The organism is Trichodesmium erythraeum IMS101, assembly GCF_000014265.1.
Taxonomy (GTDB): domain Bacteria; phylum Cyanobacteriota; class Cyanobacteriia; order Cyanobacteriales; family Microcoleaceae; genus Trichodesmium; species Trichodesmium erythraeum.
On the sequence record NC_008312.1, the window covers coordinates 6,631,333 to 6,643,421 of the forward strand.

Consider the following 12,089-nt stretch of genomic DNA (forward strand, 5'->3'; position numbering starts at 1 on the left):
TGGTTTGTCAGCTCTAATTTATTGATGATTTTTGTGATGAGCTTCTTCTTAGACTTGCTTGTCTTGGTTTTCTTCAAGAGCGATCGCCTTCCTATTCTCTTTTTTTTTGTTGAATAAATAATCATGAGTATGGGCGTAGTTACCCTTATATTCATAGTTTATCAATTTTTTTCAAAAGTCGCAACCCCTATACCTCTTTTTTTCGGAGCTCCACAGGATGAAAAGTTTGGGTAAAGTAAAGCAGCGCTTTGAATATTAGTTGCAATTCCCATACCTCTTTTTTTCGGAGCTTTACAGGATGAAAAGTCTGGGTAAAGTAAGTCAGCACTTTGAATACTAGCCTACCAGCTCTAATTTATTGATGATTTTTGTGATGAGCTTCTTCTTAGACTTGCTTGCTTTGGTTTTCTTCAAGAGCGATCGCTTTCCTATTCTCTTTTTTTTTGTTGAATAAATAATCATGAGTATGGGCGTGTTTACCCTTATATTTATAGTATATCAATTTTTTTCAAAAGTCGCAACCCCTATACCTCTTTTTTCGGAGCTCCACAAGATGAAAAATCTCGGTACAGTAAAGCAGCACTTTGAATATTAGTTGATCAGCTCTAATTTATTGATGATTTTTTGATGAGCTTCTTCTTTTTTTTTTCAGAGCTCCGCAGGATGAAAAATCTCAGTACAGTAAAGCAGTACTTTGAATATTAGTTGCAACTTCTACCCCTCTTTTTTTTCGGAGCCCCACAGGATGAAAAATCTGGGTACAGTAAAGCAGTACTTTGAATATTAGTTGCAACTTCTAGACCTCTTTTTTTTCCGGAGCCCCACAGGATGAAAAATCTGGGTACAGTAAAGCAGCACTTTGAATATTAGTTGATCAGCTCTAATTTATTGATGATTTTTGTGATGAGCTTCTTCTTAGACTTGCTTGCCTTGCTTTTCTTCAAGAGCGATCGCTTTCCTGCCCTCTTTTTTTTGTTGAACAAATAATCATGTGTATGGGCGTGCTTCTCCTTATATTCATAGTCTATCAATTTTTTTCAGAAGTTGCAACTCCTATACCTCTTTTTTTCTCGAGCTCCACAGGATGAAAAATCTCGGTACAGTAAAGCAGTACTTTGAATGCTAGTGGCAACTTCTAGACCTCTTTTTTTTCAGAGCTCCGCAGGATGAAAAATCTCAGTACAGTAAAGCAGCACTTTGAATATTAGTTGATCAGCTCTAATTTATTGATGATTTTTGTGATGAGCTTCTTCTTAGACTTGCTTGTCTTGGTTTTCTTCAAGAGCGATCGCTTTCCTGTCCTCTTTTTTTTGTTGAATAAATAATCATGCATATAGGCGTGCTTCTCCTTATATTCATAGTCTATCAATTTTTTTCAGAAGTCGCAACCCCCATACCTCTTTTTTTTTCAGAGCTCCACAGGATGAAAAATCTGGGTAAAGTAAAAAAAAGCAGCACTTTGAATATTAGTTGCAACCCTAGACCTCTTTTTTTCGGAGCTCCACAGGATGAAAAATCTCGGTAAAGTAAAAAAAAAAGCAGCACTTTGAATATTAGTTTGTCAGCTCTAATTTATTGATGATTTTTTTGATGAGCTTTTTCTATGACTTGCTTGCTTTGGTTTTCTTCAAGAGCGATCGCTTTCCTGTCCTCTTTTTTTTGTTGAATAAATAATCATGCATATAGGCGTGCTTCTCCTTATATTCATAGTCTATCAATTTTTTTCAGAAGTTGCAACTCCTATACCTCTTTTTTTTTCTCGAGCTCCACAGGATGAAAAATCTCGGTAAAGTAAGTCAGCACTTTGAATACTAGCCTACCAGCTCTATGATGATTTTTTGATGAGCTTCTTCTTAGACTTGCTTGCTTTGGTTTTCTTCAAGAGCGATCGCTTTCCTATTCTCTTTTTTTTGTTGAATAAATAATTATGTGTATGGGAGAAGAACCCCTAATGCTTCAGCTCTATCATCAGCTATTGATCTAACACCGAGAAAACCTAAAGCCTAAAACCTAACGCCTAAAACCTAATGCCTATTTTGAAGAACTGATAATTTTGTCATTTTTTTACTTAAGGCTTTTGTCATCTGTCTCAGATTTAAGACATTTGACATTTAGTTCTAAAAAATTTTTCCCGCGGAGCGGGAAGTAAAGAACAAGAGGGCAAGAGGGCAAGAGGGCAAAGGGCTATTCAAAAGTCCTGGGGGGGAAACTCACAAGACGAAAACCAATATAGAAGTTGTCCGCCTCGTCCGAGATACAGTAGGAGCGGGACGCAGAGCGACACCTCCAAGGATAGATGATCCAGGAGCCGCCACGAAGTACTTTTATACTATTTTTATTACTATTTTTATTACTGTTGATTCTAGCACTTCCATCTGTAGGAGCTCCTACATAATTATTATACCTGTCGTCAGCACACCATTCATAAACGTTTCCGTGCATATCATATAAACCAAAAGCATTTGGTGGAAATTTACCTACAGGAGTTGTTTGGTTTCTATCTTCTCCTTTTGGCCCGTCGCCGTAAGTATCGTTGCCATTATAGTTAGCTAACTCAGGTGTTATGGTTTCTCCAAAGTAGAATGGTGTACTCGTTCCTGCACGACAAGCATATTCCCATTCGGCTTCACTGGGTAACCTGTACTTTCTTCCTGTTAGTTTTGATAGTCTTTTACAAAATTCTACTGCTTGGTTCCAGTTTACCTGCTCCACTGGTCTCTGCCATCTATCTATACTTTCGTATGGTTTAAAATATGATGGCTCTGGGTCTAGGTCTCGTTCTACTTTTATGTCTGTTCGAGTGGCGATCGCTTTCCACTGTCCTTGAGTTACTGGATATTTGCCCATAAAAAAGGAAGGAACAGTTACCTGATGTTGGGGCCGTTCATCATCTTCGCTATCCTCTTCATTTTCAGGAGAACCCATGGTAAAAGTACCACCAGGAATATAAACCATTTCTAGCTCTACCTTTTCTCGAAGACTTTCTTTAAAGTATCGGGCAGAGTTAATATCTTCCTTAATAATTTCTCCTTTTTGGTTGACTTTGGGAGTTTTATACTCATACTTAAAAACCTCGATATCTGAGGGAAAAAATATTCCACCTGTTTCTAAGTTTTCAACAAAAGCTGTATAGTCTCCCCCTAGTTCTTTTAAGATATTAAATCCAATTTCGGCAAAAGCTGGCACAGTTTCTTCCGTATTTGTAGGTAGTTTTAATAAGGCTACAAATTCTTTCATTGACTTCCCAAAATGCTCTTTTAAATATTGAGAAACTGCATCAAAAACTTTTTGAGAATCACTGACTGGAGCACTTTTTAATAAGATATTTCTAATTTTTTCGTCTACAAATTTATATTCTACTAATTCTGAGTTTGTGTCAGGAGTAATTTCTTGGGTTGGCTTTAATAAACCTCCTAAAAATACTTCGGCTGTATGAATAGGTAAAGCTTGTGATAAAAGTTTTGCTTGAATTATTCTGACTACGGGAAGGCATATCATTGGTGCGGCAGATAATAAGCTTGCTAATTTTCTGGCTATAGGAGAAGCGTTCATTCTAAAACGATGAACTCTTTTTTCTGGGTTTAATTTTTCAATTTTATTTTCTGGTAAATTTTCAGATTTTAGGTGAAGTTCATTTGGCAAAAGAAAGCCTGATACTAATGCTTCGGGTTTACCTATTAACATTTGACTCCAAACTTTTGCTAGTTCTGGTTGGAGAGTTAATATGGGAATTTTTATTCCTTGTTCTAATAAGAGATTTCTCCATAACAAAAATTCTTTAATAATCAAGTTTTTGTTGCTATTTCCTGGTACTAAATTTTGTAGTTGAACTGAGGATCCTATTCTTAAACCTGTTCTTCTCCACATCCAGTCTGGTAACATTTGTAAAATTGCTAATGGTTGGTATTCTCCCCATTCTCGTAAGGTTGATAGTATTGAACCGTCATGCCAAAAGGGTGCAATACAATCACTTACTATTAATATTAAACGACGACCTGTTCTGTCTATTAATTCTTGAGTTTTAGGGAAAGTTTTTTGTTTTCCTATTCCTGCTGTTAGTAAAATTTTATCTGAGTTTTTTTGATTTTTTTGAGTGTATTTTTGTTTTTGAATTGCTGCTAATTCTTGAGGGTATAGTCGGCATATTTTTACTTCTCGAAAGATGCCATAATTTTTGAGGAGTTGTTTTAATTCTTTGATGGTGTGTTGCCATAAAGTCATTGATTTATATTTGTCTATGACTAAAACTAGGTCTAACCAAGGTTCGGGTTCTGATTTTAATATTGGAATACAAATACCGCTTTTGGCTGTTTGGTTTACGGTTTCTATTTCGTCTAAGGTTGTTTTTTTTGGGGAGTTTACTTTTTGCATTAGAGGTTGTAATGCTTTAGCGAATTCTAATGGTTTTGGTATTGAGGGGGCGTCGGGTATTCTTAAGGGTAAGTTTTTTTGAGTGTCTATTTTTTGTTTGGTGTTATCTCTAATGTCTAAATAAATAAGGGTTGTTTTTTGGGGAGTTTTAGGATGTGGGGTTGATGTTATTTTTTTAGGGGTATGGGGGGGTGAGTTGGGATGGATGTTTGGTTTTTTCTTATTTTGATTATCAATGTTTGTTTGGGTTTTGGTTGATTTTTTGGTTGGTATTAGTTCTTGGCGTTTTAATGATAACCATAATATTTCGGCTATTTCTCTTCCGGTAAATTCTAGGTCTATACCTAAAGTTTTGATTAGTTTTTCAATTTTTTGTTGTTGATTATTATTGGGAGATTTCATAAGAAAGAATAAGGGGTAGGATAATTAAATAGTGGAATAATAGTGAAATAATTTTAAGTTTGGTTTAGGTGAGCAGTTTGTTTGGTTTCAGGAGTATTTAAGGTAAAAGTAAGAATATTAATATTGCTGTTTAATGTTTATTTTTTTAGTTTTGTTTTGATGGCAATTTTAAGTTTGTTACTATTACTATTATTTTTATTATTATATGATTTTAGTTATAGTGGCAAATATCATAAATAATGAAAATATTTTAATATACTTTTATGGCTATAAAGTAATAATTTAAATGAATCAATATTCTAGTTCTAATGAAAATCCTTTAATATACTTTTATGGCTATAAAGTAATAATTGAAATGAATCAATATTCTAGTTCTGTGGTTACTAAGGAAAAACAATGGTATCAAAGTGATACTGATAAGTTGGTCTGCGAGCTCTGTCGACACTTCTACAACTTGGGCTGGGCTAGTGGTACTGGTGGGGGCATTTCCATCCGTGACGAAGATGGGATCCACATTACTCCATCGGGGGTGCAGAAGGAACGGATATCCCCGGATGATGTGTTTCTCCTGGATGCTAGGGCACTTGATGGTGCAAAAGTTATACGGCCAGCGGCTAACTCTAACTTACGTCTGAGCGAGTGTACCCCTCTATTTATGGCTGCTTACCGACTGCGGAAGGCTGGGGCGGTTCTTCACAGCCATTCGATATGGGCTATGTTGGCTGGACGTCTGTGCTCCCCTAATGGTGAGCCTGGGGTTTTTCGTACCCGCAACCTAGAGATGCAAAAGGGTTTGCGTGGACGTGGCTGTTTTGAAACAGTTGAGGTCCCTATTATCTCGAATACTACCCGTGAGTCCCAGCTTACAGATAGCCTGACGGCGGCTATTGAGGATAACCCGGATGTGGATGCTGTGATCGTTGCTGGTCATGGGGTCTATGTCTGGGGTGAAAATTGGGCCCATGCGAAGACTCAGGCTGAATGCTATGACTATTTGTTCCGTGCGGCAGTAGAGGGGTATCGCTTAGGTTTACCTATCCATTAGAGGAGGGAGCTGGGTCGGCTAATGGTGCTTAACAAAGGAGGCCAAGGGTAAAAATAACTGTAGGTTGGGTTGAAGCACGAAACCCAACAGACAGTGGTTGGCAGATAATAACTTTAGGTTGGCTAATGGTTTTATGAAGTAGGTGTGATGTTTCTGTTGGTTTTGATTTTTTTTGCCTAACTTAGGTTTTATGGTTTTTTGGTGGAATAATTTTTGGGCGGAATAATTTTTTGGTGGAATAACTGTAGGTTTGGTTGAGGTACAAAACCCAGGAAAAGCTGGTTGGCAGATAATAACTTTAGGTTGGCTAATGGTTTTATGAAGTAGGTGTGATGTTTCTGTTGGGTTTGATTTTTTTTTGCCTAACTTAGGTTTTATGGTTTTTTGGTGGAATAATTTTTTAGCGGAATAATTTTTTGGTGGAATAACTGTAGGTTTGGTTGAGGTACAAAACCCAGGAAAAGCTGGTTGGCAGATAATAGCTTTAGGTTGGCTAATGGTTTTATGAAGTAGGTGTGATGTTTCTGTTGGGTTTGATTTTTTTTTGCCTAACCTAGGTTTTATGATTTTTTGGTGGAATAATTTTTTGGTTGAATAATTTTTTGGTGGAATAACTGTAGGTTTGCTTCAGGTACAAAACCCAAGACAAGGTGGTTGGCAGATAATAACTTTAGGTTGGCTAATGGTTTTATGAAATAGATGTGATGTTTCTGTTGGTTTTGATTTTTTTTGCCTAACCTAGGTTTTATGATTTTTTGGTGGAATAATTTTTTGGTGGAATAATTTTTTGGTGGAATAATTTTTTGGTGGAATAACTGTAGGTTTGCTTCAGGTACAAAACCCAAGACAAGGTGGTTGGCAGATAATAGCTTTAGGTTGGCTAATGGTTTTATGAAATAGATGTGATGTTTCTGTTGGGTTTGATTTTTTTTTGCCTAACTTAGGTTTTATGATTTTTTGGTGGAATAATTTTTGGGCGGAATAATTTTTTGGTGGAATAACTGTAGGTTTGGCTGAGGTACAAAACCCAAGACAAGGTGGTTGGCAGATAATAACTTTAGGTTGGCTAATGGTTTTATGAAATAGATGTGATGTTTCTGTTGGTTTTGATTTTTTTTGCCTAACCTAGGTTTTATGATTTTTTGGTGGAATAATTTTTGGGCGGAATAATTTTTTGGTGGAATAACTGTAGGTTTGGTTGAGGTACAAAACCCAGGAAAAGCTGGTTGGCAGATAATAGCTTTAGGTTGGCTAATGGTTTTATGAAGTAGGTGTGATACTTCTGTTGGTTTTGATTTTTTTTGCCTAACCTAGGTTTTATGATTTTTTGGTGGAATAATTTTTGGGCGGAATAATTTTTTGGTGGAATAACTGTAGGTTTGGTTGAGGTACAAAACCCAAGACAAGGTGGTTGGCAGATAATAACTTTAGGTTGGCTAATGGTTTTATGAAGTAGGTGTGATGCTTCTGTTGGTTTTGATTTTTTTTGCCTAACCTAGGTTTTATGATTTTTTGGTGGAATAATTTTTGGGCGGAATAATTTTGTGGAATAACTGTAGGTTTGGTTGAGGTACAAAACCCAAGACAAGGTGGTTGGCAGATAATAACTTTAGGTTGGCTAATGGTTTTATGAAGTAGGTGTGATGCTTCTGTTGGTTTTGATTTTTTTTGCCTAACCTAGGTTTTATGATTTTTTGGTGGAATAATTTTTGGGCGGAATAATTTTGTGGAATAACTGTAGGTTTGGTTGAGGTACAAAACCCAAGACAAGGTGGTTGGCAGATAATAACTTTAGGTTGGCTAATAGTTTTATGAAATAGGTGTGATGTTTCTGTTGGGTTTGATTTTTTTTTGCCTAACCTAGGTTTTATGATTTTTTGGTGGAATAATTTTTTAGCGGAATAATTTTTTGGTGGAATAATTTTTTTGTGGAATAACTGTAGGTTTGGTTGAGGTATAAAACCCAGGAAAAGCTGGTTGGCAGATAATAGCTTTAGGTTGGCTAATGGTTTTATGAAGTAGGTGTGATACTTCTGTTGGTTTTGATTTTTTTTGCCTAACCTAGGTTTTATGATTTTTTGGTGGAATAATTTTTTAGCGGAATAATTTTTTAGCGGAATAATTTTTGGGTGGAATAACTGTAGGTTTGGCTGAGGTACAAAACCCAGAAAAAGCTGGTTGGCAGATAATAACTTTAGGTTGGCTAATAGTTTTATGAAATAGATGTGATGCTTCTGTTGGTTTTGATTTTTTTTGCCTAACTTAGGTTTTATGATTTTTTGGTGGAATAATTTTTTGGTGGAATAATTTTTTGGTGGAATAACTGTAGGTTTGGCTGAGGTACAAAACCCAAGACAAGGTGGTTGGCAGATAATAGCTTTAGGTTGGCTAATGGTTTTATGAAATAGATGTGATGTTTCTGTTGGTTTTGATTTTTTTTGCCTAACCTAGGTTTTATAATTTTTTGGTGGAATAATTTTTTGGTGGAATAATTTTTTGGTGGAATAACTGTAGGTTTGCTTCAGGTACAAAACCCAAGACAAGGTGGTTGGCAGATAATAGCTTTAGGTTGGCTAATGGTTTTATGAAATAGATGTGATGTTTCTGTTGGGTTTGATTTTTTTTTGCCTAACTTAGGTTTTATGATTTTTTGGTGGAATAATTTTTGGGCGGAATAATTTTTTGGTGGAATAACTGTAGGTTTGGCTGAGGTACAAAACCCAAGACAAGGTGGTTGGCAGATAATAACTTTAGGTTGGCTAATGGTTTTATGAAATAGATGTGATGTTTCTGTTGGGTTTGATTTTTTTTTGCCTAACCTAGGTTTTATGATTTTTTAGCGGAATAATTTTTTGGTGGAATAATTTTTTGGTGGAATAACTGTAGGTTTGCTTCAGGTACAAAACCCAAGACAAGGTGGTTGGCAGATAATAACTTTAGGTTGGCTAATGGTTTTATGAAATAGATGTGATGTTTCTGTTGGTTTTGATTTTTTTTGCCTAACCTAGGTTTTATGATTTTTTGGTGGAATAATTTTTTGGCGGAATAATTTTGTGGAATAACTGTAGGTTTGGTTGAGGTACAAAACCCAGAAAAATCTGGTTGGCAGATAATAACTTTACGTTGGCTAATGGTTTTATGAAATAGGTGTGATGCTTCTGTTGGGTTTGATTTTTTTGCCTAACCTAGGTGTTATGATTTTTTGGTGGAATAATTTTTTGGTGGAATAATTTTTTGGTGGAATAACTGTAGGTTTGCTTCAGGTACAAAACCCAGGAAAAGATGGTTGGCAGATAATAACTTTAGGTTGGCTAATGGTTTTATGAAATAGATGTGATGCTTCTGTTGGTTTTGATTTTTTTTGCCTAACTTAGGTTTTATAAGTTTTTAGAGATTTATAAATTTTCAAAATTTTATTGACTTAAATTTTTAAACAAAATTTCCTTAAGAGACTCAATATTATTATCATCTTGAGGACTATTTGACTGAGTTAATATATGAATTGTATTGAGTAACTGATCTGTTGCTCTGTCAAATGCTTCACCTTCTTCTTGTTTGGGCAAAAATTCTTTAATTAATTCCCCAATATAGTCCTGATTTTGATTATACAATTCATCTCCGAAATGAGCTTGAACAATACTTTTTAAAGCTTCCTCTTTTGGGTCTGGCATTGTCACTCTTAAACAACGTCGTTTAAATGCGGGAGGAAAATCTCTTTCTCCATTACTTGTCATTACAATAATAGGAAAAGCTGCACATTTTACTTTTCCAGTTTTGAGGGTTACTTTGTCTTCATCTTGTGTCCAAACTGTAAATTGTTGTGGAGATTCTTGTGAAAATTCTTGTGAAGATTCTGCTGATTTTCTAGATTTACTTCTACGCATTAATTCGGGAATAATAAATTCTCCTTCCTCAAAAATATTGAGTAAATCATTGGGTAAATTAATATCACTTTTATCAACTTCATCTATTAATAAAACCCGAGGAAATTGAGAAGGTAAAAATGCTGTACCTAAGGCACCTAATGTAATATATTCTCCAATGTGTTGTTCTTTTTTTAATTGAGCATCTTGTAACCTGGCAATAGCATCATAACGATATAGTCCATCTTGTAAAGCAGACCTTGCTGTAATTGACCAAGATAATACAGTTCCCAAACCTAATTCATAAGCAATGGCATAAGCAAGGGATGTTTTGCCAGAACCTGGTTTTCCAGTTATTAATAAAGGTCTTCTCAAATAAATTGCTGCGTTAACACTGTTAATTACATCTTTTGCTTCTTTTTGTTGTTGAGGAAGTCGAAAGTTTTTACCTCTTTCTAATCCTTTTTTTTGTTGTTTTGCTAATTTTCTTAATTCTAACCATCTACTGTCAATTCCTTTTTCATTTACTTTAATATCTGTTGTTTCCCCAAATTTACGCCAAGGAGGAGGCTCTATATTTAAGAGTTTTTTTTCAACTCCTTTTTCTTTAATTCCATTCCCTTGAAATAAATGCCAATGGCTCATTAATTATGCTCCTTTTTTTTTATTTTATTTTACCCAAAAGTGTAGGCATCGTCTTCTTCAAATCTTGATAAAATTCGGTAAGGGTTATCACATAAAAATCCTAAGCCATATCCTAGTTTTTCTTCATTGTTATCATCAATATAAGCTTCTTCTCGTAATTTTTTTATGGAATTTAAAAGACTGGTTAAACTTTTAATATCTTGCAGTGTTAAGATTTGCAGAAAGTTTGTTTTTAACTTTTCAGGAGTATATTTAAGGTTAATACTCCATAATGCAATGGGAATTCCAGCAATAATAATTGCTTTCATAATCTCTTTGATTTCTTGAATATTTTTTAAAGGTGAAATAATGTTTATTCCTATTTTTTGATTGTCTCTTAAACGTGCTTCTAGTATTTTCCATTTTTCATAGCGACTATGATGTTCAAATTTATTTTCAATTATTTCTGAAGTTAATGGTGACTGGGATATAAAAAAATCATTTACTTCTTGCCAGTTATTTTCTAATCTCAGTAAATATTCACGATTATTTTGATAAGTTTCAAATCTTTCCAAAATTCTAAAAGTTAATGGGTGCTCACAACAAAGCTTTCTACTTTCTCCTGCAAATAGTGTTGAATTTTTTATTGGTAAAGGGATAGCTTCCATGGGCTTTAAAAAATATTTGATAGGCAAGAATAATTCAATAATGATTGACGGCTCAAACCTAATATTACTATTTCGAGAACGATAATGTTGTAATTTCCAATAACTTTTCTGAATAAATTTTTTAAGACAGTTTCCTATTTTTTTGAAGTTTTTTGCACATCTAACAGCTTGTGTTTGCTCCTGAATATAAATAGGTTTTTGTTTCAGAATTTTCTTACTATGATCTTTTTCTAGGACTAACTCACCTTGCAATAGTAAATCAGAACCAGCATCTTCTAAACTTATTAATAAGTAAGGCTGAATTTTTTCTGTGGGCAAGAATTTTGATAGATTTTTATTTTTTTCTTGAGTCTTTAATAGGGTATCTTTTTTCTGGAGTCGAGCAGTAAATTTTGAAAGCCATATTTTTAAATTAGATCTACTTTCCTTTTGTTTTTGAGTCTCTAATTGAATATTTAGTTGATGAGAAACTTCTGAAACCCATGTTTTAAATTCATTGGGAATGGTAGATTTTGTTGGAAGATAATTAGGGTTTGATAATATTGTCTGAAGTGATATATCTATTTGTTCATATGGCATTCTGCTTAAATAATCAACAAATTCTAAAACTACGGGAATTTCTCTTGAACTTTGCTCTCGTTTTTTAATTAAATTATCTTTTAAAGTATCTTGAGTTTCTTCAGCTTCTAAGGATTTTAAGTTAATTAATCTTGGATCAACTTCCACAATTTCTTTTGGTTGAAAGGTTTCCTGAAAAGCTAAATCTAAATAAGTTGGATGAATCTGAGAGAGTAATTTATATAACTTTTCCCATTGTTTTTCGGTAATGTAGAAAAGTTGATAAGTTATGTTTTTAATTGGCAAATTATGGGGATTTTGATCATTAGCTCCCCAAACTAAGTCTAATAGTTTATTTTGACTTTCAGCCCATTCAATTAATGCCAGAATAACATTGTCAAGAGGGTCTCGTTTAACAATCTCCTCAAGATTTTTTTCTAGATTTAATCTAAACATTATTCTAAGTTGATCATAGCTTCGATAGCCATCTTCTAAAGCTTTAAATAGATATTTCCTTTCAGATTTAGACAAGTTCATTATTGTGATTGTTTAATTTAA

4 protein-coding genes are annotated in these 12,089 nt (G+C 34.3%); 1 reads left to right on the top strand and 3 read right to left on the bottom strand.

What is annotated here, in order from left to right:
- Nucleotides 1-2,184 precede the first annotated feature (2,184 nt).
- Nucleotides 2,185-4,773, bottom strand: a complete 2,589-nt coding sequence (locus tag TERY_RS37565; protein ID WP_011613625.1) for an SAV_2336 N-terminal domain-related protein — start codon at nt 4,771-4,773, stop codon at nt 2,185-2,187.
- 286 nt (nt 4,774-5,059) lie between these two features.
- Here TERY_RS37565 and mtnB point away from each other — a divergent pair, with 286 nt between their 5' ends.
- Nucleotides 5,060-5,818: a methylthioribulose 1-phosphate dehydratase gene (mtnB, locus tag TERY_RS20770; RefSeq protein WP_011613626.1), complete on the top strand. Its 759-nt coding sequence runs from the start codon at nt 5,060-5,062 to the stop codon at nt 5,816-5,818.
- Between the two features lie 3,413 nt (nt 5,819-9,231).
- On the opposite strand, the gene TERY_RS20780 is transcribed toward mtnB, so the two are convergent.
- Nucleotides 9,232-10,326 carry an AAA family ATPase gene (locus TERY_RS20780; protein WP_011613628.1) on the bottom strand — a complete coding sequence of 365 codons (1,095 nt, stop codon included), beginning with the start codon at nt 10,324-10,326 and terminating at the stop codon, nt 9,232-9,234.
- Between the two features lie 29 nt (nt 10,327-10,355).
- Nucleotides 10,356-12,068, bottom strand: coding sequence for an effector-associated domain EAD1-containing protein (locus TERY_RS20785; RefSeq protein WP_011613629.1), 1,713 nt, complete (start codon nt 12,066-12,068; stop codon nt 10,356-10,358).
- Between the last annotated feature and the right edge of the window lie 21 nt (nt 12,069-12,089).